This is a genomic window from Streptomyces sp. NPDC042336, assembly GCF_055581985.1.
This window is the reverse complement of record NZ_JBVJEA010000014.1, coordinates 13985-36617: the sequence shown is the minus strand read 5'-3', so window position 1 is coordinate 36617 and position 22633 is coordinate 13985. Positions and strand designations below refer to the sequence as shown.

17 protein-coding genes are annotated in these 22633 nt (G+C 72.2%); 13 read left to right on the top strand and 4 right to left on the bottom strand.

Features of this window, described 5'->3' with window-relative positions; genetic code table 11:
* Positions 1–257: 257 nt before the first annotated feature.
* The gene (locus ACZ6IM_RS27185; RefSeq protein WP_469559822.1) at positions 258–1535 is read left to right on the top strand and encodes a transglycosylase family protein; all 1278 of its coding nucleotides are present in this window, start codon (positions 258–260) and stop codon (positions 1533–1535) included.
* Here ACZ6IM_RS27185 and ACZ6IM_RS27180 read toward each other — a convergent pair.
* Positions 1525–2754, bottom strand: coding sequence for a DMT family transporter (locus tag ACZ6IM_RS27180; RefSeq protein ID WP_469559819.1), 1230 nt, complete (start codon positions 2752–2754; stop codon positions 1525–1527). The two genes, ACZ6IM_RS27185 and ACZ6IM_RS27180, sit on opposite strands and share 11 nt — an antisense overlap.
* A 227-nt stretch (positions 2755–2981) precedes the next feature.
* On the opposite strand from ACZ6IM_RS27180, the gene ACZ6IM_RS27175 reads away from it, so the two are divergent.
* From ACZ6IM_RS27175 to ACZ6IM_RS27145, 7 genes are all read left to right on the top strand, one after another.
* On the top strand, positions 2982–3779 hold the full coding sequence (locus ACZ6IM_RS27175) for a (2Fe-2S)-binding protein (protein ID WP_469559817.1): 798 nt from the start codon (positions 2982–2984) through the stop codon (positions 3777–3779).
* A 37-nt stretch (positions 3780–3816) separates the two neighbouring features.
* A complete protein-coding gene (gene glgA / locus ACZ6IM_RS27170) occupies positions 3817–4992 on the top strand; it encodes a glycogen synthase (protein WP_052843391.1) in 1176 nt (391 codons plus the stop codon).
* A 50-nt stretch (positions 4993–5042) separates the two neighbouring features.
* Positions 5043–6263 (top strand): glucose-1-phosphate adenylyltransferase, encoded by a 1221-nt coding sequence (gene glgC / locus ACZ6IM_RS27165; RefSeq protein WP_469559812.1) that lies wholly within the window; start codon positions 5043–5045, stop codon positions 6261–6263.
* A 214-nt stretch (positions 6264–6477) separates the two neighbouring features.
* Positions 6478–9096, top strand: a complete 2619-nt coding sequence (locus ACZ6IM_RS27160) for a glycoside hydrolase family 2 (protein ID WP_052843388.1) — start codon at positions 6478–6480, stop codon at positions 9094–9096.
* 58 nt (positions 9097–9154) lie between these two features.
* Positions 9155–11473, top strand: a complete 2319-nt coding sequence (locus ACZ6IM_RS27155) for a GH92 family glycosyl hydrolase (RefSeq protein ID WP_469559809.1) — start codon at positions 9155–9157, stop codon at positions 11471–11473.
* Between the two features lie 221 nt (positions 11474–11694).
* Positions 11695–13038 (top strand): wax ester/triacylglycerol synthase family O-acyltransferase, encoded by a 1344-nt coding sequence (locus ACZ6IM_RS27150; RefSeq protein ID WP_052843383.1) that lies wholly within the window; start codon positions 11695–11697, stop codon positions 13036–13038.
* A gap of 103 nt (positions 13039–13141) precedes the next feature.
* Entirely contained in the window at positions 13142–14719 is a 1578-nt protein-coding gene (locus ACZ6IM_RS27145) for an SDR family NAD(P)-dependent oxidoreductase (protein ID WP_469559806.1), read from the top strand.
* A 48-nt stretch (positions 14720–14767) separates the two neighbouring features.
* On the opposite strand, the gene ACZ6IM_RS27140 is transcribed toward ACZ6IM_RS27145, so the two are convergent.
* Entirely contained in the window at positions 14768–15211 is a 444-nt protein-coding gene (locus ACZ6IM_RS27140) for a hypothetical protein (protein ID WP_469559803.1), read from the bottom strand.
* Between the two features lie 473 nt (positions 15212–15684).
* Here ACZ6IM_RS27140 and ACZ6IM_RS27135 point away from each other — a divergent pair, with 473 nt between their 5' ends.
* Together ACZ6IM_RS27135 and ACZ6IM_RS27130 are read left to right on the top strand one after the other, a co-directional pair.
* A complete protein-coding gene (locus tag ACZ6IM_RS27135; protein ID WP_052843378.1) occupies positions 15685–15861 on the top strand; it encodes a hypothetical protein in 177 nt (58 codons plus the stop codon).
* Between the two features lie 55 nt (positions 15862–15916).
* The gene (locus ACZ6IM_RS27130) at positions 15917–16399 is read left to right on the top strand and encodes a GNAT family N-acetyltransferase (protein ID WP_052843376.1); all 483 of its coding nucleotides are present in this window, start codon (positions 15917–15919) and stop codon (positions 16397–16399) included.
* Positions 16400–16404: 5 nt separating this feature from the next.
* Here ACZ6IM_RS27130 and ACZ6IM_RS27125 read toward each other — a convergent pair whose 3' ends face one another.
* On the bottom strand, positions 16405–17748 hold the full coding sequence (locus ACZ6IM_RS27125) for an amidase family protein (protein WP_052843374.1): 1344 nt from the start codon (positions 17746–17748) through the stop codon (positions 16405–16407).
* A 463-nt stretch (positions 17749–18211) separates the two neighbouring features.
* Entirely contained in the window at positions 18212–19261 is a 1050-nt protein-coding gene (locus tag ACZ6IM_RS27120; protein WP_469559799.1) for a LacI family DNA-binding transcriptional regulator, read from the bottom strand.
* Between the two features lie 224 nt (positions 19262–19485).
* On the opposite strand from ACZ6IM_RS27120, the gene ACZ6IM_RS27115 reads away from it, so the two are divergent.
* Genes ACZ6IM_RS27115 through ACZ6IM_RS27105 form a run of 3 tightly spaced genes read left to right on the top strand, consistent with a single transcriptional unit; the run spans position 19486 to position 22631 of the window.
* Complete coding sequence (locus ACZ6IM_RS27115; RefSeq protein WP_052843369.1) at positions 19486–20778, top strand: ABC transporter substrate-binding protein; 1293 nt, start codon at positions 19486–19488, stop codon at positions 20776–20778.
* A 6-nt stretch (positions 20779–20784) separates the two neighbouring features.
* The gene (locus ACZ6IM_RS27110; RefSeq protein ID WP_469559796.1) at positions 20785–21714 is read left to right on the top strand and encodes a carbohydrate ABC transporter permease; all 930 of its coding nucleotides are present in this window, start codon (positions 20785–20787) and stop codon (positions 21712–21714) included.
* Positions 21711–22631: a carbohydrate ABC transporter permease gene (locus tag ACZ6IM_RS27105; protein WP_469559793.1), complete on the top strand. Its 921-nt coding sequence runs from the start codon at positions 21711–21713 to the stop codon at positions 22629–22631. The genes ACZ6IM_RS27110 and ACZ6IM_RS27105 overlap by 4 nt, the downstream gene beginning before the upstream one ends.
* Positions 22632–22633 lie beyond the last annotated feature (2 nt).

The following is a 22633-nucleotide window of genomic DNA, read 5'->3' as shown; positions in this document are numbered from 1 at the left end:
CGCCAGTATCGCCGGTTTCGCCCCTCGACCACGCTGACGTGCCGGGGCGACGGTCGCACTTTCCGCTTTCCGTTCCCCCTCCGGGACTCCAGTACGGGCGGGAGGGGCCGGGTGCCTCAGCGGGCCGGCAGCCCGCCTGCCAACGGCCGCGCGTTCCCGGCCACTCGGGGTGACCAACCGGCCGGTTGCCGTCTTGTCATGGCCTGTTCGCGGCGCTTACTTTTGCCCCTCCTGACGCAATGTCGAGGGGGACCTCCATGGCCGTACGCGGCCGGCACCGCCGGTATCAGCCGAACAGGATCAACCGCGCCTCACTGACCGTCACCGCGGGGGGTGCGGGACTGGCCCTCCCCCTCGTCGGCACCGGCACGGTCCACGCGGCCGACGTGGAGACCTGGGACAAGGTCGCCGCCTGCGAGTCCACCGACGACTGGGACGCCAACACCGGCAACGGCTACTACGGCGGGTTGCAGTTCACCCAGTCCACCTGGGAGGCCTTCGGCGGCACGCGGTACGCCCCGCGCGCCGACCTGGCCACCAAGGAACAGCAGATCGCCGTCGCCGAGAAGGTGCTCGACGTACAGGGCCCCGGCGCCTGGCCGGCATGCTCGCAGCGGGCCGGGCTGACCCGGGGCGGCGACACCCCCGACATCCGGCCGGCCGGGGGAGCGGTGCCCGCGCAGCGGTCGGGTTCGGTGAAGGACGTCCAGCCGCAGACGACCCCGCAGTCCCGCGCGGGCAAGGCCCGGATGTACACGGTGGTCACCGGCGACACCCTCTCCGGAATCGCCGACGTCCACGAGGTCCGGGGCGGCTGGCAGCGCCTGTACGAGGCCAACCGCGGCGCGATCGGATCCGACCCCGACCTGATCCTGCCCGGCCAGCGCCTGGCACTGCGCGGCGAGGGGGCCACCGCGGCGCCGTCCGGTGCCGGGCCGAGGGAACACCACAAGCAGGACAAGCAGCACAAGCAGCAGAAGCAGACGCAGACGCCGCAGAAGAAGGAACAGAAGCGGGAGCCGAAGTCCGAGCCGAAGGAACACAAGCGGCAGGAGCAGCGCAAGGCGCCGCAGAAGCCCTCCTCCGACAGCGGCAAGACCAAGGCCAAGGCCGGCAAGGCCACCACCCACCGGGCCGTCGTGGCCCCCGTCGACGCCGCCACCGGCACGCCCTACCACCAGTCGGGCTCCTCCTGGTCCAAGGGCTACCACACCGGCGTCGACTTCCCCGTCCCCACCGGGACCTCGGTCAAGTCGGTCGCGGCAGGCCGGGTGGTCAGCGCGGGGTGGGGCGGTTCGTACGGCTACCAGGTGGTGGTCCGGCACGCCGACGGCCGCTACTCCCAGTACGCGCACCTCTCGGCGATCTCCGTGAAGAACGGCCAGTCGGTGGGCGTCGGCCAGCGTCTGGGACGCTCCGGCTCCACGGGCAACGTCACGGGCCCGCATCTGCACTTCGAGGTGCGGACGGGGCCCGGCTTCGGTTCGGACGTCGACCCGGTGGCGTACCTGCGGGCCGGCGGCGTCAGGATCTGATCCGGACCCGTCGGCCGCCGAGCATGTGCGGGCCGAACGGACCGCCGTAGAAGGGCCCGTAGGAGTACGGCACGTCGTCGCTCTCGGCGGGTGCCGAGACTTCGTACGCCTCCTCGGCGCGGGCGGTGTCCCGGACCGGCGGAGCCACCGGGGACGGCACGACGACCTTGTCGGAGAGCCGAGCCACCGGTTCCCGGAGGGGGACCTCCTCGACCGGCACAGCAACCGCCGGGACAGCAATCGAGGGTACAGCGGCCGGTACGGCCACCGCCGCCGCCACCGGAGCGAGCGCCACGGTCCCCAGCCCCGCAGTCCCGGCCTCCGCAAGCGCCACGGAGTCCCCGGCCAGGGCCGAGGCCTCACCAGTGACGGAGCCCTTGTCGGAGCCCTCCCGGGCGATCCGCTCGGTCGTCAGCATGATCAGCCCACCGGCGGCCACCACACCGCAGCTCAGGGCGAGTACGGTGCCCGTCGTGCCGTACCGGAACGTCTCGCCGAACATCGTGATGCCGACGACGGCGGCCACCACCGGGTTCACCACCGTCAGCGTGGCCAGCGGGGCCGCGAGACCGGCGCCCCGGTAGGACGCCTGGGACAGCACCATGCCGGCCGTGGCGAGCACGCCGATCACGGCCAGCGACGGCAGGTCGCCGGCCGACACCCCGCCGGTCCAGTCGACCGCGACGGTCTTGGTGAAGACCGAGGACATCCCGAAGGCTATGCCGGACGCGGTCGCGAGCAGGATGCTGCGGACCGCCGGGTGCCGGTGCGCGGCCCGGCCGGCGATCATCAGCGCCACGACCGCGCCGCCGGTGACCACGGCCGCCGCGATCCGCTGCGCCGTGTCCAGCGACTGCGCGTCGGAGGTGCCGACCAGGGAGAGCAGACCGGCGAGCCCGACCGTGGCCATCAGCGCGCCCCGCCAGGCCGTCGCGCCGGCCCTGCGGCCCACGAAGACCGCCGCCATGGGCAGCGCGAAGACGATGGTGAGAGCTCCCAGCGGCTGCACCAGACTCAGCGGACCGAGCGCGAGGGCCACCACGTGCAGCAGACCGCCGAGGCCGTTGAGCGCGACCGCCGCCCACCAGCCGGGGCGGCGCAGCGGAGCGTACTGGGCACCCGGCGACGACGCCGCGACCTGCTCCTGCACGATCGCTCCGCCCGCGTAGGCCACGGCGGAGACAAGCGACAGCAGCACGGACAACGCGAGGGCGCTCATCGGCTGCTCCTCTGCGTGAGGCGGGGGCGCTGGGCCCGGCGCGGCGAAGGGTCGTCATCCATGGACAACACGATGCCGTCCCAGGGTCTTCCCGTCGTCGTCCCTGAGCATTCTTTGGGTCCTACTACCGATGGAGTACGACGGCCCCGCCGTCCTCCCCAGGGTGGGCGACTTCCGGCTCCGACCCCTGGCCCCGCCCCCTAAGGGCCCTGATACTACTGCTCTCCGTGGACCTCGACCCCGCCCTCCGCGCCCTCCGTCCGCTCGGCGGCTTCTTCGTCCTGCACGCCTCGCGTCCGGTGCCGTCACGGCGGGCGGACGCCGCCGTCGTGCCCCTCGCCCACTCCTACGCACCGGAACACGTGAACGCGGCTGCGGACGTACACGTTCCGGTGCAGGGCGACGATCCGCTGGGCCGCCGCGTCCGCAAGGTCGCCGTCGCGCTCGGCGCCCCCGAGACGCGGGTCGCCGCATCCGTGGCCCAGCAGGGGCTCGCGGCCCGCCTGTGGTCGGTGTCCCTGGCCTGCGCCGTCCTGTACGGACACGTCCCGGATCTCGATCCGCGCCTGCTGCACTGGGACCCCGAGGCCACCGCCCCCGACGACCTGTGGCTCACCGAGGCGCACGCCCTGCCGGGGGACGCCGCCACCGTCGCGGACGTCGTTCTCACCACCCACCTCGCGCCCCTCACGGAGGCCGTGCACACCCGCTACGGCGTCGCGCGGGGACTGCTGCGAGGCAACGCGGCCTCCGCCCTGACCGGCGCCGGACGCGAACTGGACCGCTGGGCCCGGTGCCACGGCCGTACGGACACCGCCGCCCGCGCCCGGTCGCTCACCGCCGAGCTGCTGGCCCACCCGCTGCTCGCCGGCACCGGGACGCTCACCGGCACCTCCTTCCGGCGCCGCAGCTGCTGCCTGTACTACCGGGTGCCGGGCGGGGGCGTCTGCGGCGACTGCTGCTTCCCGAGCCCTCCGAGCCCTCCGGGCCCTCCGCGGTCTTCCCCAGGCGCCCCCTCTGGGTGACCATGAGGGAACCAGCCGCCGAGACGGGAGGTTCCGGGTGCGCGTGGGACTGCTGAGCCGTGAGTTCCCGCCGGACGTGTACGGCGGCGCCGGAGTCCACGTCGAGTTCCTGGCCCGGGAGCTCGCCCGCCTGGTCGACCTGGACGTGCACAGCTGGGGCGAGGGCCGCAGCGACGGCGTACTGCGCCACCGCCCCTGGTCCGCGCTCGACGGCGCCAACGACGCGCTGCGCACCTTCTCGGTCGACCTCGCCATGACCGCCGCCCTCGAAGGGCGCGAACTGGTGCACTCCCACACCTGGTACGCCAACCTCGGCGGCCACCTCGCCAAGCTCCTCCACGGCGTCCCGCACGTGATGACCGCCCACTCCCTGGAGCCCCTGCGACCCTGGAAGGCCGAGCAGCTCGGCGGCGGGTACAGCCTGTCCGGCTGGGCCGAGCGCACCGCGATCGAGGCGGCCGACGCGGTGATCGCCGTCTCCGGCGCGATGCGCGAGGACATCCTCGGCTGCTACCCGGCCCTGGACCCCGCCGCGGTCCACGTCGTGCACAACGGCATCGACACCGGGCTCTACCGGCCCGACCACGGCACCGACGCGCTGGACCGGATCGGCCTGGACCGCTCCCGCCCCTACGTCCTGTTCGTCGGCCGCATCACGCGCCAGAAGGGCGTGCCCCACCTGCTGCGCGCGGTACGGGACATCGACCCGGCCGCGCAGGTCGTGCTGTGCGCGGGCGCTCCGGACACCCCCGAGATCGACCGGGAGTTCCGCGACCTCTTCGCCGAGCTGAGCCGCGCCCGCGAGGGCGTGCACTGGATCCCGCGCATGCTGCCGCGCCCGGAGGTGATCCAGCTCCTGACCCACGCCGCCGTCTTCGTCTGCCCCTCCGTCTACGAGCCCCTCGGCATCGTCAACCTGGAGGCGATGGCCTGCGCCACCCCCGTGGTGGCCTCCCGGGTGGGAGGGATCCCCGAGGTCGTGGCCGACGGCGAAACGGGGGTACTCGTCACCAAGGAGAGTGACGGGGACACGGCGGCGGACGACGACTTCGAGGCGGGTCTCGCACGCGCACTGGACTCCGTACTCGGCGATCCGGCGGGCGCCCGCCGGATGGGCGAGGCGGGCCGGGCGCGCGCGGTGGAGGAGTTCGGCTGGGACGCGGTCGCGCGCCGCACGGTCCGGCTGTACGAGGAGATCCTCAAGCAGGCTTAGGCCGCCCCGCCCGGGGCAGCCGGGGGTGAACGAGGGTAAGGGGAGCGGCCATGCGTCGTGGAGGTCCTTCGGTGCTCGGCATCGTGCTGGCGGGCGGAGAGGGCAAACGCCTGATGCCCCTGACCGCGGACCGCGCCAAACCCGCGGTCACCTTCGGCGGCACCTACCGGCTCGTCGACTTCGTCCTGTCCAACCTGGTCAACGGCGACATCCTGCGGATCTGCGTCCTCACGCAGTACAAGTCGCACTCCCTGGACCGGCACATCACCACCACCTGGCGGATGTCCAGCCTGCTCGGCAACTACGTCACCCCCGTCCCCGCCCAGCAGCGCCTCGGCCCGCGCTGGTACCTCGGCAGCGCCGACGCGATCCTCCAGTCGCTGAACCTGGTGCACGACGAACAGCCCGAGTACGTAGCGGTGTTCGGCGCCGACCACGTGTACCGGATGGACCCGCGCCAGATGCTCGCCCAGCACATCGAGTCCGGCGCGGGCGTCACCGTCGCCGGGATCCGGGTCCCGCGCGCCGAGTCGCCGTCCTTCGGCGTGATCACCCCGGGCTCCGACGGGCAGACCGTCACCGGTTTCCTGGAGAAGCCGGCCGACCCGCCCGGTCTCGCCGACGACCCCGGGTGCATCTTCGCCTCGATGGGCAACTACGTCTTCACCACCAAGGCCCTCGTCGAGGCCCTGCAACGGGACGCCGAGGACGAGGACTCCGTGCACGACATGGGCGGTTCGATCCTGCCCCAGCTCACCGACCGGGGCGAGGCCGCGCTGTACGACTTCAGCGCCAACCACGTCCCGGGGGAGACCTCCCGGGACCAGGGGTACTGGCGGGACGTGGGCACGCTGGACGCCTACTACGACGCCCACATGGACCTGATCGCCGAGCGGCCCGCGTTCAACCTCTACAACCGCGACTGGCCCGTCTACACCCACTCGGCCCAGCTCTCGCCCGCCCGCTTCAACGCCGGGGGCATCGCCAGCGAGTCGATCATCAGCGCGGGATGCCTGATCCGCGGCCAGGTCACCCGCTCCGTGCTCTCCCCGGGGGTGGTGGTCGACCCGGGGGCGGTCGTGCAGGGCTCGGTGCTGCACGACAACGTGCACATCGGCCGGGGCGCGGTGGTGCGCGGCGCGGTGCTGGACAAGAACGTGGAGGTGCCGCCGGGCGCGACGATCGGTGTCAACCCGCAGCGGGACGGCGAGTTGTACACGGTCTCCAAGGGCGGCGTGATCGCGCTGGGCAAGGGGCAGCGGGTGCCGTGACGGACGCCCGGCCGGACGAGCGTCCGCAGCGGCGATCGGACGGGCGGCGGCTCCGGGCGCGCGTGATACGCGCGTTGACTCCGGGGCCGTTGTCATGTCCCTGGACGTCAAGCGGAATCCGTGTTGTCATGCCTCTGCACCGCTGCTGTTACATCGATGTATGACATCGATGTCCTGAGCCATCAGCCACCACCCGTTCTCGAGGAGAGGGTCAGTGCGCACCAAACGACTCAGAGACAAACTCGCCCTGTTGCTGGCCGCCGCGCTAGGCGTCGCGGGTCTCGCCGCCGTACCGGCCGCCAACGCGGCCGACGCCGACGACACCGCGGAGGTCCACGGGCTGAAGGGCGAGTACTACACCCAGTCCGCCCCCGGCGCCTTCGACTTCCACGAGCTCAAGGCCACCGGCTTCGACCCGCAGGTCGACTTCAACACCCTGGAGCCGCGACTCGCCTTCGCCACCGGGCGGTCGGACGACGTGAGCGTCCGCTGGACCGGCAAGCTCGTCCCGGAGAAGACCGGCGCCCACACCTTCTCGATCACCGGCGACAACGGCTTCCGCCTCTGGGTCGGCGGACAGCTCGCCATCGACCACTGGGTCGACGACTGGGACGTGGAACAGACCGCCCAGCCCGTCGAGCTGACGGCCGGCCAGTCCTACGACATCAAGCTGGAGTACTTCGAGCACTACGGCGGTTCCAACCTCCACCTGCGCTGGACCGAGCCCGGCGGCAGCAAGGAGGCCGTGCCGCAGTCGGCGTTCCGCCTGCCCGACGGCTTCGACTACAACGGCGCGACGGCGACCACCGTCCAGTCCACGGGCCGCACCCTCAAGCTCGACTTCGCCAGCCCTCTCGCCGCCCCCCCGGCCGGTCTCACCGACCACCTCGAAGCGGTGATCGGCGGCGCCACGTGGCCGCTCGGCGAGACCAGGCTCGACCCCGCCGACCCGAGCGCCCTGCTCGTCGCCCTCGACCAGCCCGTCGTCGGCAACAAGAACGGCGACGCCCCCGGCACCGCCGACGTCCGCTACGACGGCGAGGGCGGTCTCACCGACGCCGAAGGCAACGTTGTCAACGCCTTCTGGAGCAGCGGCGGCAACGAGTCCACCTACGAGCTGCGCACCGACTGGGCCGACGAGGTGGGGCCGGACAACGCCCTCCCGGAGTACCCGCGCCCGCAGCTCACGCGCGACGACTGGCAGAACCTCAACGGCCGCTGGCAGTTCGCCGCCGCCGAGGCGGGCGAGCAGCCGCCGGTCGGCAAGAACCTCAAGGAGCGCATCCTCGTCCCGTACCCGGTGGAGTCCCAGCTCTCCGGAGTCCAGCGGCACGAGGACCGCATGTGGTACCGCCGCACCTTCACCGTGCCCCGCGACTGGCACATCGGCTCCGCCCAGCGGCTGAAGCTGAACTTCGGCGCCGTCGACTGGCAGTCCGAGGTGTACGTCAACGGCACCAAGGTCGCCGACCACAAGGGCGGTTACGACAAGTTCAGCGCCGACGTCACCGACGCGCTCAAGCCCGGCCGCACCCAGGAGCTGATCGTCGGCGTCTACGACCCGACCGACGCGGCGAACGGCGAGAACCCGCCGCTCGGCAAGCAGCGCCTTGACCCGAGCGGCATCTGGTACACGCCCAGTTCCGGCATCTGGCAGACCGTCTGGATGGAGCCGGTCGCCCGGGACCACGTGGACTCCCTCAAGCTCACCCCGCACGTCGACGGGGCGGCGAGCACCCTGACCGTCGAGCCCAAGGGCGTGCGCGACGGCGTACGCGTCGACGCCACGGCGTACGCCGGGCACCGCAAGGTCGCCACGGTGAGCGGCCGCACCGGTGAGCCGCTGACCCTGAAGATCCGCGACCCGCGCCTGTGGTCGCCCGACGACCCGTTCCTGTACGACCTGAAGGTCACCGTCGGACACGACCGGGTCGAGAGCTACTTCGGGATGCGCTCCATCGCCGTCGAGAAGGTGAACGGCGTCCCGCGCACCCTGCTCAACGGGAAGCCCACGTTCCTGATGGCCACCCTCGACCAGGGCTTCTGGCCGGACGGGCTGCACACCGCGCCCACCGACGAGGCCCTGGCGTACGACCTCAGGCTGCACAAGCAGCTCGGCTTCAACTCGGTCCGCAAGCACATCAAGGTGGAGCCCGACCGCTGGTTCTACTGGGCCGACAGACTGGGTCTGATGGTGTGGCAGGACATGCCCGCGATGACCGCCGGGAAGAACCCGTCCACCGCCGCCCGGGCCGAGTACGAGCGGGAGATGAAGGAGATGATCGACGAACACGTCAGCCACCCGTCGATCATCATGTGGGTCACCTTCAACGAGGGCTGGGGTCAGTACGACATCGGCCGCGTCGCCGCACAGGCCAAGGCCTGGGACCCGACCCGGCTCGTCAACAACCAGTCGGGGCTGAACCTCGGGGCCGACGGCGGCGCCGGCGACATCATGGACGAGCACGGCTATCCGAGCCCGGCGCTGCCGCCGTCGCCGGACGGCGAACGCGCCCTGGTCACCGGCGAGTACGGCGGCCTGGGCCTCGCGGTACCCGGTCACGCCTGGTCCGTGCAGCAGTCGTACGTCGACGTCGACCCGCAGACGTACACGGACGACTACCTCACCAAGCTCGACGAGGTGCGCGCCCTGGTCTGCCGGGGCAGCAACGGCGCCGTCTACACCCAGATCTCGGACGTCGAGGGCGAGCTGAACGGCCTGACGACCTACGACCGCAAGGTGCTCAAGCCGGACGTCGAGCGGGTGAAGGCCGCCCAGGAGGCACTCATCCACGACGCCTCCCAGCCCACCCCGGCGGGCTGCACCGCCTGATCACCCGCACCCGAGGAACGACCGCACGACACCGCAGACCTTCCGGAGGTCACCGCACATGAGAGGCACCCGGCGTCTGCGGCTGTGCGTGGCCGGGGTGGTGGCAGCGTCCGCGCTGCTCACCGCCCCGGCGGCGCAGGCCGCCCCGACGACCGACCAGAACCTGACCGACCTCGTGAACCCGTTCATCGGGACCGAGAACGAGGGCAACACCTATCCCGGCGCCGCCGTGCCCTTCGGCATGGTGCAGTTCTCGCCGGACACCGGCCACAACGTCGGCTACGACTACTCCAACGACCACATCCGGGGCTTCTCCCTGGTCCACCTCTCCGGCGTCGGCTGCGGACTCGGCGGCGACCTGCCGGTGCTGCCGACCACCGGCGACGTCACCGAGACGGACTACGCGAAGTACGCCGCCTCCTTCGGCCACGACGACGAGGAGGCGAGCCCCGGCTACTACCGGGTCGGCCTCGACACCGGTATCGACGCGGAGCTGACCGCCACCGAACGCACCGGAGTGCAGCGCTACACCTTCCCGGCCACCGACAAGGCCAACGTCCTGCTCAACGCCGGCCAGTCGCTGCACAAGAACATCAGCACCGAGGTCGAGGTCCTGGACAGCCGCACGGTGCGCACCGCGATCACCGGAAGCGGCTTCTGCCAGGACACCAAGCCGTACACGGTCTACACGATCACCCGATTCGACCGGCCCTTCGCCTCCTACGGCACCTGGGACGACGGCACCGTGACCGCGGGCGCGAAGAGCGGCGGGGACGGCGCCTACGTCCGCTTCGACACCACGAAGGACCGCACCGTCGAGGCGACCACCGCCCTGTCCTACGTGGACGCGCGCGGTGCCGCGCTCAACCTTCGCGCCGAGGGCGGGCACTCGTTCGACTCCGTGCGCCGGGGCGCCGAGCGCACCTGGGAGGAGCGGCTGGACGGCGTCAAGGTCCGGGGCGGCGACGACACCCTGCGCCGCACCTTCTACTCGTCCCTGTACCGGTCCTTCCTCGCGCCCAACGTCGGCAGCGACGTCGACGGGCGCTATACCGGCTGGGACCAGGAGATCCACCGCGCCAAGGGCTTCACCTATTACCAGAACTGGTCGCTGTGGGACACCTACCGCACCCAGTCCCAGCTCCTCTCGCTGCTCGCGCCCCGAGAGGCCCGCGACATGGCGATCTCGGTCATCAAGATCGACGAGGAGAGCGGCTGGCTGCCCAAGTGGGGCTACGGCACAGTCGAGACCAACATCATGACGGGTGACCCGGTGACCCCCTTCCTCACCAACGCCTACCAGCAGGGCCTGCTGCACGGCTGGGAGGAGAAGGCCTACCGGGCGCTGAAGAAGAACGCCGACGGCGTCCCGCCCACCGACTCGCCGGCCGTCGGCCGGGAGGCCAACCGCGAGTACCTCGCCGACGGCTTCGCCCCGTACGTCAAGGGCCGCCCGCACGCCAAGCCCGGCGACTCCGACTACGACCACGGCGCCTCCGCGACCCTGGAGTACGCCCTGTCCGACGCCATGCTCTCCCGCATGGCCCGCGACCTCGGCCACGACGCGGACGCGAAGCGGTACGCCGAGCGCGCCCAGAACTACCGCACCGTCTTCGACCCCTCGACGGGCTTCTTCCGGGCCCGCGACGCCGAGGGCGCCTTCACCGGGCCGGACGACCCGGCGCAGAGCGAGGGCTTCCACGAGGGCACGTCCTGGCAGTACCAGTGGCTGGTGCCGCAGGACCTGCCCGGCATGATCGACCTCGTCGGCGGGACCAAGGCCGCGAACGAGAGGCTCGACTCCTTCTTCGCCTACGACCAGCTCCTCGCCGATCCGGCGAAGACCGCCCGCGAGGTGTGGGTGAACGGGCCGTACGACTACTACAACGCCGACAAGTACAACCCGCAGAACGAGCCCGACCTCATCGCCCCGTACACCTACCTGTCGACCGGGCAGCCCTGGAAGACGACCGACGTGGTGCACGCGGCACTCACCCTGTTCACGGACACGCCGACCGGTATGACCGGAAACGACGACCTCGGGACCATGTCCGCCTGGAACGTGCTGTCCTCGATCGGGATCTTCCCGATCCAGCCCGGATACGACACCTGGGGTCTGTCCACCCCGCTCTTCGACCGCGTCGACCTCACCCTCGACCGCCGCTACTACCCGCGCGGCGCTCTGACGATCACCGCGCCCGGCACCTCGGACACCGACCGGTACGTCCAGTCGGCCCGCACCGACGGCTCGGCCTACGCCCGCACCTGGCTGACCACCGACGCCCTGCGCTCCGTCCGGTCGCTCGCGTTCACGGTCGGCCCGCAGCCGTCCGGGTGGGGAACCTCGGCCCAGGCGGTGCCGCCGCCCCTGACGTGAGGCGGATGTGAGCACAGGCGCCCCATGAGTCACAGCAGTCCCGCCCCTGCCGAAAGGGGCGGGACTTTTAATCTCCTGTTAACTGTGCGTAACTTGATCGTACTTGACCGTAATCGACGGAGGACGATTGACTGCTTGTTCAGCCGTCGTCCGTCCGTCGTCCATCCGTTGCCCCCGCGCCACCATCCGCCGCCCGTGCGTCGTCCTTGCGAGGCAAGCCCTTGACTCCCGATCCGCTCGCTCCCCTCGACCTGGCGTTCTGGAACATCGAGTCCGCCGAGCACCCGATGCACCTGGGCGCGCTCGGCGTCTTCGAGGCCGACTCGCCCACCGCGGGCGCCCACGCCGCGGACCTGCTCGCGGCCCGCGCCCCCGCGGTGCCCGGTCTGCGGATGAGGATCCGGGACACCTGGCAGCCGCCCCTGGCAGCCCTGCGCCGCCCGTTCGCCTTCGGCGGCGCGACCCGCGAGGCCGACCCCCGCTTCGACCCGCTCGACCACGTGCGGCTGCACGCCCCGACCACCGACTTCCACGCCCGGGCCGGACGCCTCATGGAACGCCCCCTGGAGCGCGGGCGGCCGCCGTGGGAGGCGCATGTGCTGCCGGGCGCGGACGGCGGGTCCTTCGCCGTGCTGTTCAAGTTCCACCACGCCCTGGCCGACGGTCTGCGCGCCCTGACCCTGGCCGCCGGGGTCCTCGACCCGCTGGACCTGCCGGCCCCCCGCCCCCGCCCCGAGCCGCCGCCGCGCGGACTCCTGCCGGACGTGCGCGCCCTGCCGGACCGGCTGCGCGGGGCCCTGGCCGACGCGGGGCGCGCCCTGGACATCGGAGCCGCCGCGGCGCTGTCCACCCTCGACGTGCGCTCCTCGCCCGCGCTCACCGCCGAGTCCTCCGGCACCCGCCGGACCGCCGGCGTGGCCGTCGACCTCGACGACGTGCACCACGTCCGCAAGACCACCGGCGGCACCGTCAACGACGTACTGATCGCGGTCGTCGCGGGCGCCCTGCGCCGCTGGCTGGACGAGCGCGGCGACGGCAGCGAGGGCGTCGCGCCCCGGGCCCTGATCCCCGTCTCCAAGCGCCGCCCGCGCACCGCCCAGCCACCGGGCAACCGGCTCTCCGGGTACCTGATGAGGCTTCCGGTCGGCGACCCCGACCCGCTCTCCCGTCTCGGCACGGTGCGCGCCGCCATGGACCGCAACAAGGACGCCGGACCCGGTCGCGGCGCCGGAGCCGTCGCCCTGCTCGCCGACCACGTGCCGGCGCTCGGCCACCGGCTCGGCGGGCCGCTGGTCTCGGGGGCCGCGCGGCTCTGGTTCGACATCCTGGTCACCAGCGTGCCCCTGCCCAGCCTCGGGCTGCGGCTCGGCGGCCACCCGCTCACCGAGGTCTATCCGCTGGCACCGCTGGCCCGCGGCCACGCCCTCGCGGTGGCCGTCTCGACCTACCGCGGACGGGTCCACTACGGCCTGGTCGCCGACGCGAAGGCGGTGCCGGACCTCGACCGGTTCGCACGGGCGGTGGCCGAGGAGGTGGAGACGTTGCTCACGGCGTGCGGCCCCTGACCCCGACGGGTTTGGATCCACGCCGCGCGCTGAATAAAATCCGCTGTTCGACAGCGGTCGCCTCCCGGAGCGCCGCAACGGTGACCAGGGAACGGCAGCGGCGATGACGGTGACACAGGACGGCTCGGCGACCAGGGGCGACGCGCCCGCGGTCCAGGCGCCCGGGCAGGAAGCGCCCGCGGACGGGGCGACCACGTCGGGGTACGCCCCCGACGAGGCGACCGCCCCCGCCTGCGGACCCGGCATCGACCCGGAGCGGCTCGCCGTCTGCCTGAGCGTGCTGGAGGAACTCGACGGGCTCGAGATCGACCACCCGGACGCGATCCGGGTCCGGCGGGCCACCTCGCACATCTACCGCATGGTCAAGCAGCGCCGCCGCCAAGAGCGCCGCGCCGCCAAGACCGCCCACGACAAGGCGGTCACCGAGGCCACCGCCACCGGGTCCGCCGAGCGCATCGACGACGAGACCGAGGGCCTGCTTCCCTCCTCGCGCACCGAGCAGGGCGCGATCGCGGGGATACTCCAGCGCCCCCGCTCCTGCTACATCTGCAAGCAGCGCTACGTCGAGGTCGACTACTTCTACCACCAGCTCTGCCAGGACTGCGCCGCAGAGAACCGGGCCCGCCGCGACGCCCGCGCCGACCTCACCGGCAAGCGCGCGCTGCTCACCGGCGGCCGGGCCAAGATCGGCATGTACATCGCGCTCAGGCTGCTGCGCGACGGCGCGCACACCACGATCACCACCCGGTTCCCCAAGGACGCCATCCGCCGCTTCAAGGCCATGGACGACTCCGCGGACTGGCTGCACCGCCTGGAGGTCGTCGGCATCGACCTGCGCGACCCCGCCCAGGCCGTGGCCCTCGCCGAGCAGGTCACCGAACAGGGCCCGCTCGACATCCTGATCAACAACGCCACCCAGACCGTACGGCGCCTGCCCTCCGCGTACGCCGCGTTGGTCGAGGGCGAGAGCGCCCCGCTGCCCGCCGGGGAACTGCCCGCCCACCAGGTGATCGGCGCCTTCAACTCCGGTGCGGTGGACGGTCTGGCCGCGCTGCCGCTGGGCGCCTCGGGGCTGGACGCGCAGAAGGTCGCCGACCTCGCCCTGGTCGCCGGCAACGCCAGCGTGGTCCGGCACCGCGAGGGCACCGCCATCGACGCGGGCGGACTGGTCCCCGACGTCGTCGACTCCAACACCTGGGTCCAGACCATCGAGCAGATCTCGCCGGTGGAGCTGCTGGAGACCCAGCTGTGCAACTACACGTCGCCGTTCATCCTCATCAGCGCCCTGCGCGCGTCGATGGCCGAGGCCGCGCGCAAGGCGCCCGCGGGGCGCGCCTACGTCGTCAACGTCTCCGCGATGGAGGGCGTGTTCGCCCGCGGCTACAAGGGCGCCGGGCACCCGAACACCAACGCGGCCAAGGCCGCGATGAACATGGTGACCCGGACCAGCGCCCAGGAGATGTTCGACACCGACAAGATCCTCATGACCTCCGTCGACACCGGCTGGATCACCGACGAGCGTCCCCACTACGACAAGCTGCGCCTGGCCGAGGCCGGCTTCCACGCCCCGCTCGACCTGATCGACGGCGCCGCCCGCGTCTACGACCCCATCGTGCGCGGCGAGGCGGGCGAGGACCTGTACGGCGTCTTCATGAAGGACTACGCACCCGGCAAGTGGTGACGGGGCACGCCGGACGGCCGGGCCCGCCCGGCCGCGCCGGGCGGAGCCTCAGTCGACCGCGCCCAGCCGCGAGTTCCGCGCCGCCGTCAGCTCCAGCACCGTGCGCCAGTCCTCCAGGACCCCGGCGTCGAAGTCGGCGGTGCGGGCCTCCTCGTCGGCCTGGCGCAGGCTGACCAGATCCTCGTCGTGGGCCGAGATCTCCGGGTCGGCCCGACGGCGCACCAGGCGGGCGACGCGCGCGCCGAGCAGCGGCCGTACCGCATCGGCGGTCCTGGCGGCCGGGCTGCCGGGCCACAGCAGCCGGCCCACGGGCGCCACCAGCCCCGCGACCTGGAGCTCCTTGTCGGCGGGGCGGCGCCGTCGCAGCAGCGCGGCCGTGCGCAGCGCGTGGCCGTACGGATCCCCGGGCACGCGGCCGGGCCCGGCCGCGGGCCGCTCGACCCGGCAGGCGTACAGCAGATCCATCAGCTCCTCGACGCTGCGCAGTTCCATGCCTCGGTCCTCCCACGAGACAGCCGTTGCCGACAAGCAGCGGACCATGGCGAGCTTGCGGCGCGGCCAACAGCAACTGAACTGCGTGACGGTCACCGCCGACATTCGAAGGTGTGGACGCCGATTTAGGCCAAACGGGTGAGTTGCGCACGGTGCGGAAGCGGATGAACCGGTGCAGACTCGGGTCAACTGCGCACGGAGCGAAGGGCAATGGTTCTCCCATCTTTTGAGCCCCATAGAGCGCACCCCCGCTCATTTGGTTAGTCTGGATCGGACGGACGGCGGCACAGGGCACTACCCACACCCGGGGTCCGTCATCGGGCGAGCCGGTTCACAGCGGTTCGCCTCCGCACGAGTTACCGGCGCCACCGCGTCCGAACTGCTTCGACTCACACCCGGGCGGGCGCCGGGCGCCGGACAGGAGACCGGCGCCGACAGGCCCCGAGGGTGACCCGACACATAAGGAGTGCGCGGTGACACCGGAAACGACGACCAAGCCAGAACGACGCACCGAGGAACGCGGCGGGCGCGCCCGCCGCCGGCCCGGCGAGATCGGCAGCCTCGACGTGTGGGCGCGCTCCGCCCCCATCCGCCTCGCGGGCTACGAGGAGGACCTCGCCGAGCCGCACATCCTGCCGAGCGTGGACTGACCCGCCCGCCACCCGCCGAGGCAGCCGAGCGCATGGGCGTGCCACACTCACGCCCATGCTGATCAGGGAAGCCGCGGCCGGCGACTGGCCGCACATCTGGCCCTTCTGGCACCGTATCGTCGCCGCCGGCGAGACCTACGCCTGGGACCCGGAGACCTCCGAGGAGGAGGCGCGGGCCCTGTGGATGAACCCCGCCAAGCGGGTCTTCGTCGCCGAGGACGACAGCGGTGCCGTCGTCGCCTCCGCCTACCTCACCCCCAACTACGGCGGACCCGCTGCCCGCATCGCCAACGCCGGCTTCATGGTGGACCCCGGCCGGGCGGGACGCGGCACCGGCAGGGCCCTCGCCGAGTACGTCCTGGACGCCGCCAGGGCCGACGGGTACCGGGGCATGGTCTTCAACGCCGTCGTCGAGACCAACCCCGCCGTACGGCTGTGGACCTCCCTCGGCTTCACGATCCTCGGCACCGTCCCGGACGCCTTCGACCACCCGCGGCACGGACGGGTCGGCCTGCACGTCATGCACCGGGCCCTGTAAGCACCTCAGTCGAGCGGCGCCGTCCGCCGCCAGGGCCGCAGCGCCTCGATCCGCTCCGCCAGCTCCAGCAGCGCCGCCTCCGACCCCGGGCGCCCCACCAGCTGTACGGCGCAGGGGGCGCCCGAGTCCAGCGTGCCGAACGGCACCGACATCGCGGGCCAGCCGGTCAGGTTCCACGGTGGAGTGAACGGCGAGTACGCGGAGTTCGCCACCACGTTGCGCAGCCAGCCCCGCTCGTGCCAGGGCCCCGCCGCGGGGGAGCGGCGGGCCAGCGCCGGGGTGAGCAGGACGTCGTACTCGGTGAAGAACGGCTCCAGGCGCCCGCGCAGCCGCTCCCGGCCCCCGCCCGCCGCCACCCGGCCGACGAAGCGCCGCCCGAGGGCCGCGTGCACCCGGGTGCGCCTGGTCAGCAGCCGGCGGTCCAGGTCCCGTGCGTCCACCGACGTACCGGCCGTCCAGTGGGTCAGAGCGGTCACGCCCAGAGACGCCGGATAGGGCGGGTCCGCCCGCCGCACCTGGTGCCCCGCCTTCATCAGGACCCCGGCCGCCTCGCGCACGGCCCGCGCGTAGGGCCGTGAGACGGGGACGCCCGCCAGGGGGCTGCGCAGCGAGGCGGCGACGCGGAGGGCGCCGGAGTCCTCGCGGTCCGGCAGGGCTCCGTCCGCGAGGACCGCGAGCATCAGGCGGGCGTCGGCGACCGTCGTGGCCAGCGGCCCGTTCTCGGACATGCCGAACCAGTCGCCCTCGCCGATGCCGGCCGGCACCACACCCCGGCCCGGCTTGAGGGTGACCAGACCGCAGTTGGCCGCGGGGATGCGCAGCGAGCCCATGCCGTCGTTGCCGAGCGCGAGCGGCACCATCCCGGCGGCGACCGCGGCCGCGCTGCCGCCCGACGAACCGCCCGCCGAGCGGGCCGGGTCCCACGGGTTGCGGGCCGTGCCCAGCACCCCCTCGGTGGTGCCGAACACGCACAGCTCCGGCACGTTCGTCAGCCCCACCACCACCGCGCCGGCCGCCCGCAGCCGGGCCACGGTGACATGGTCGGCGTCCGCGGGCGTGTGCGGCGTGGCGGCCGTGCCGACGCGGGTGGACTCCCCGCGCACCGCGAGATTGTCCTTGACCGCCACCGGCACGCCGGCCAGCGGCAGTTCGCCCAGATCGCCCCGGGCGGCCACCTCCTCCGCCTCGGCCAGCGCGGCCTGGGCCCGCACCGCGCGGAAGGCGCCGACGCGGCCGTCGAGCCGCTCGATGCGGGCCAGGTGCTCCGCCACCACCTCGCGGGGCGTGGCCCGCTTCTCCCGTACGGCGGCGGCGATCTCGACGGCGGTCCGGCCGGCCCAGTCGGTCACGGAGGGCTCCTAGGGGTGCGGGAACGGGGATGCGGATTACTGGCGAGTACGCAGGACAGCACTCTGCCCGTCCCGGGCGCGCACGTCGAGAGCCCGCAGCCGCCGGAATCGCCACGGGCCCGCCGCTCACCGGTGAGCGGCGGTGGTCGGTGCTCATCGTGCGGGGCGTGCGCGGGGGTTCTGTCTTCCGTGGTCGGCGGCCTCTTCTGCGGTCGGCGACGGTCCCGGGCGTGCGTGGCGGGAGTGCGGGCCCGTGGGGAGGGCCGTCGGGCCCGCCGCTCACCGGTGAACGGCGGTGGTCGGTGCTCATCGTGCGGGGCGTGCGCGGGGGGCACGGGCGGACCGCGGGCGGGCATGCCGTTTGTGCGGTCGGGGTCCCGCAGGCGCCCTTCGGCGCCGGAGCGGCGTCGAAGGGCGACGCCGGGACCTGTCGGCCGGGGCCCGGGCCGTTCCGCCCCGGCCTTCAGGCCGAGGGCCGCACCACTCCCGTGCTGTCCCGCTCGATCAGGCGCGGCACCGGTACCCGCACCTTCCGGGCCGGGCCGCCGTCGAGCAGGGCGGTCAGCTCCGTCGCGGCCGTGCGGCCGAACTCCACACTGTCCCGGGACAGGGCGGACAGCCACGGCTTGACCATGCGGCACAGCGCCGAGTCCTCCCAGGCCACCACGGACACGTCCGCCGGTACCGAGAAGCCGAGTCCGGTCGCGGCGGCGACCCCGGCGACGGCCATCACGTCGTTGTCGTAGATCAGGGCGGTCGGGGGAGCGGGCGCCTCGAGCACCCGGTGGGTGACGGCCGCGCCCTCGGCGTCCGAGTAGTCGGTCGTCACCGACTCGACCTCACCGAGACCGCGCCGCCCGGCCTCCGCGCGCAGGGCGCGGATACGGCGTTCGGTGTGGGCCAGGTCCGACAGCCCGGCGATGTGCACGATCCGCCGGTGCCCGAGCGCGTACAGCCCGTCCACCAGCGCGGCCATCGCACCCGCGTCGTCCGCCCACACCGTCGACAGCCCCGGGTGGCGCTCGTCCGGCGCCCCGCCGATCACCACGGCGGGCAGGCCCAGTTCGTCGAGCAGGTCCGGGCGCGGATCGTCGGTGCGCGGGTCCACCACGAGGACGCCGTCCACCCGGTGTTCGGCCCACCAGCGCCGGTACACCGCGCACTCGTCCTCGACGTCCCGCGCCACCTGGAACAGCAGCCCAAGATGGCGCCCGGCCAGCACCTCCTGGATGCCCGAGACCAGTTGCAGGAAGAAGGAGTCGACGCCGAGGGTGTGCGCGGGCCGCGCCAGCACCAAGCCGACCGTCGCCGCGCCCTCCCCGGACAGCGCGCGCGCCGCCGTGCTGGGCCGCCAGCCGAGCTGCTCGGCCACCCGGCGCACCCGGTCCCGGGTGACCTCGGAGACCCCCGGCCGGTCGTTCAGCGCGAACGACACCGCGCTCTCGGAGACCCCGGCACGGCGCGCGATGTCCTTCATCGTCGGCCGGCGCGCGGCGGGCCGCTTGGCCGGCATGCGCGCTCCTTTCCTCGGTGCGAGCGGTGAGAGCTAAAGCGCTTGAGTGGAAGGATCCTAAAGCGCATTAGTGGTTCCTGGCAAGCTGCCCGGCACACCGCTCTGACCTGGACTAATGCTGGGTCGTCTGCTTTAGTTGGCGTGAATCCATTGACTTTCCGAGGAATCGCCGTGCATGGTCGCTGGCATCCCACCGCCGACGTCCTTCAGGGAGACGTGTCACCGTGCCCACCTCGCGCAGAACATTCGCCGCCGCAGCCGTCGCCGCCCTCGTCCTGCCGCTCAGCGCCTGCGGCTCCGGGGGTGACGGCGGCGGCTCGACCGACGCCTCGGGCAAGGTCGAGGGAGACATCACCTTCCAGACCTGGAACCTGCGGGCCAACTTCAAGGACTACTTCGAGAACCTGATCGCCGACTTCGAGAAGAAGTACCCCGGCACCCACGTCAAGTGGGTCGACCAGCCCGGCGAGGGCTACGCCGACAAGATCAGCGCCGACGCCGCCGGCGGCACCCTCCCCGACGTCGTCAACGTCTCCCCGGACCTGGTCGCCCCGCTCGCCAAGGCGGGCCTCGCCCTCGACCTGGACAAGGCCGCCGGCCAGTACGAGAAGGAGTACCTGGAAGGGGCCTGGGCCAGCCACCGGATACCGGGCATGGACGGCACCTACGCCTTCCCCTGGTACCTCAACACCGGTCCGCTCTTCTACAACAAGTCCCTCTTCGAGAAGGCCGGACTCGATCCCGAGCAGCCGCCGAAGACGTACGACGAGGTCTTCGACGCCGCGCTGAAGATCGCCGACAAGACCGACGGCGAGGTCGCCACGCTCGCCAACGTGCCCACCATCGAGGACTTCGGCCGCTACGGCGTACCGCTGATGAACAAGGAGGGCACCGCCTTCGCGTTCAACGACGCCAAGGGCGTCCAGCTCCTCACCCGCTACAAGGAGCTGTACGACGCCAAGGCCCTCGACCCGCAGGCGCTGACCGCCACCCCCGAGTCCTCCGGGAAGAAGTTCCTCACCGGCGCCGTCGCCATGAACCCGGGCAGCGCGCTCGACCTCGCCAACTTCAAGAAGCAGGCGCCGAACCTGTACAAGAACATCGGCATCACCGACCAGATCACCAGCACCGGCCACGTCAACATGTACGTGATGGGCCTGATGGTGAACGCGCAGAGCCAGCGCAAGCCCGCCGCGGTCGCCTTCGCGCACTACGCCACCGACGCCGCGCACCAGATGTCGTTCGCCAAGCAGGTCGCCATCTTCCCGAGCACCGCCGGTTCGCTGGACGACCCGTACTTCACCAAGGAGGACGGCACCGACGAGACCCGCGTCCGGATCGCCGCCGCCAAGTCGCTGAAGACGGCCGTCAACTACACGCCCGTGCTGTTCAGCGAGCAGATGAAGACCGAGCTGCGCAACGAGGTCGCCAAGGCGCTCCAGGGCAAGCAGAGCCCGAAGGAAGCCCTCGACAACGCTGTCAAGGCGTGCGACCGGCTCCTTCAGCAGCAGGGCTGAGACATCATGGCGAGTCCCACCCTCACCACCGGCACCCCGGACACCCGCAAGGGCGGCGCCCGACGCGTGCGGCGCCAACTGCCCACCAGCCCCTGGCTGTTCGCCGCGCCCGGTCTGCTGATCACCGGCGCGTTCATCCTGTACCCCTTCGTCTCCACCCTCGTCAACTCCTTCACCGACCGCCGCACGCTGGTCCCGGGCGAGTTCGTGGGCCTCGCCAACTTCCGCGAGCTGCTCCACGACGACATGTTCTGGATCGGCCTGCGCAACAGCTCCCTGTACGTCCTCGGGGTCGTCCCCGCGCTGGTCCTGCTGCCGCTGCTGCTCGCGCTGCTGGTGCAGAAGAACATCCCCGGCATCACCTTCTTCCGCTCGGCCTTCTACACCCCGGTCGTCGCCTCGATCGTCGTCGTCGGGCTGATCTGGGTCTGGCTCCTCGACGAGCGCGGCCTGGTCAACTCCCTGCTGGAGACGCTCGACGCCAGTCCGGTCGGCTTCCTCAGCGACCAGTGGCTGATCCTGCTCAGCGCGATGGGCGTCACGGTCTGGAAGGGCCTCGGCTACTACATGATCATTTACCTGGCGGCGCTGGCCAACGTGCCCCGCGAGCTGCACGAGGCCGCCGCCGTGGACGGCGCGGGCGCGGTCCGCCGCTTCCTCACCGTCACGGTGCCCGCGGTCCGCTCCACCATGGTCCTGGTCGCGGCGCTCTCCTCGGTCGCCGCCTTCAAGGTCTTCTCCGAGGTGTACCTGATGGCGGGCCCGAGCGGCGGCCCGGCCGGCGAGGACACCACCCTGGTGATGCTGGTCCAGCGCACCGGCACCGGTCTGACCGGCCGGGTCGGCTACGCCTCCGCCATCTCCGTCGTCGTCTTCATCGTGACCGTCGTCCTGATGCTGCTCGTCCTGCGCGCGGACCGGAAGGAGGAGTCATGAGCCTCGCCCAGAAGACCCGGCCCGCCGGCAAGCCCCGGGCCGCCTTCGGGACCCGGGAACGCGAACCCCGGATCACCGACGAGCACGGCCGCCGGGTACAAGGCTGGGAACTGGCCCTGCGCTACCTGCTGCTGCTCGGTGTCCTGGCCCTGACCATCGGGCCGTTCCTGTGGCAGCTGTCGACCTCGCTCAAGGGACCCACCGAGGACATCTTCAGCTCCCCGCCGAAGTTCCTGCCCTCCGATCCCACCCTGCACAACTACGAGCGGGTCGCCGACACCATCCCGGTGTGGGACTACGCCCTGAACTCGCTGAAGGTCGCCGCGGCCAACGTCGTCACCAACTGCGTCGGCGCCGCCCTCGCCGGGTACGCCCTGGCCCGGCTGCGCTACCGGGGCCGGCGCGTCGCCACGCTGGTGTTCATCCTGGCCATGCTCGTGCCGGTGGAGGGCATCATCATCGCCCAGTTCACCACCATGCGGGAGCTGGGGCTCAACAACACCCTGGTCGGCGTGCTCCTGCCCGGCTGCGTCAGCGCCCTGAACGTGCTGCTGATGCGCAACGCCTTCCTCAACCTCCCCTACGAGATCGAGGAGGCCGCCTTCGTCGACGGCGCCAACGTCTGGCAGCGGTTCTACCGGATCGCGCTGCCCGCGGTGAAGGGCACCCTCGCCGTCGTCGCGATCTTCGCCTTCATGGGCGCCTGGGACGACTTCCTGTGGCCCCTGATCGTGCTGAGCGACCCCTCCAAGTTCACCCTGACCATCGGCCTGAACTATCTGCACGGCACCTTCGCCAACGACGAACGCCTCGTCGCCGCGGGCACGATCATCGCCGTGGCGCCGCTGATCGTCCTCTTCGCCTGCCTCCAGCGGTACTTCTTCCGCGGCGTGGGCGAGGGCGCCGTCAAGGGCTGAAC

Coding starts and splice junctions, on each gene's coding strand:
- ACZ6IM_RS27185 (WP_469559822.1), top strand. CDS start 258: ATGGCCGTACGCGGCCGGCACCGCCGGTATCAGCCGAACAGGATCAAC.
- ACZ6IM_RS27180 (WP_469559819.1), bottom strand. CDS start 2,754: ATGAGCGCCCTCGCGTTGTCCGTGCTGCTGTCGCTTGTCTCCGCCGTG.
- glgC (WP_469559812.1), top strand. CDS start 5,043: ATGCGTCGTGGAGGTCCTTCGGTGCTCGGCATCGTGCTGGCGGGCGGA.
- ACZ6IM_RS27155 (WP_469559809.1), top strand. CDS start 9,155: ATGAGAGGCACCCGGCGTCTGCGGCTGTGCGTGGCCGGGGTGGTGGCA.
- ACZ6IM_RS27145 (WP_469559806.1), top strand. CDS start 13,142: ATGACGGTGACACAGGACGGCTCGGCGACCAGGGGCGACGCGCCCGCG.
- ACZ6IM_RS27140 (WP_469559803.1), bottom strand. CDS start 15,211: ATGGAACTGCGCAGCGTCGAGGAGCTGATGGATCTGCTGTACGCCTGC.
- ACZ6IM_RS27130 (WP_052843376.1), top strand. CDS start 15,917: ATGCTGATCAGGGAAGCCGCGGCCGGCGACTGGCCGCACATCTGGCCC.
- ACZ6IM_RS27120 (WP_469559799.1), bottom strand. CDS start 19,261: ATGCCGGCCAAGCGGCCCGCCGCGCGCCGGCCGACGATGAAGGACATC.
- ACZ6IM_RS27110 (WP_469559796.1), top strand. CDS start 20,785: ATGGCGAGTCCCACCCTCACCACCGGCACCCCGGACACCCGCAAGGGC.
- ACZ6IM_RS27105 (WP_469559793.1), top strand. CDS start 21,711: ATGAGCCTCGCCCAGAAGACCCGGCCCGCCGGCAAGCCCCGGGCCGCC.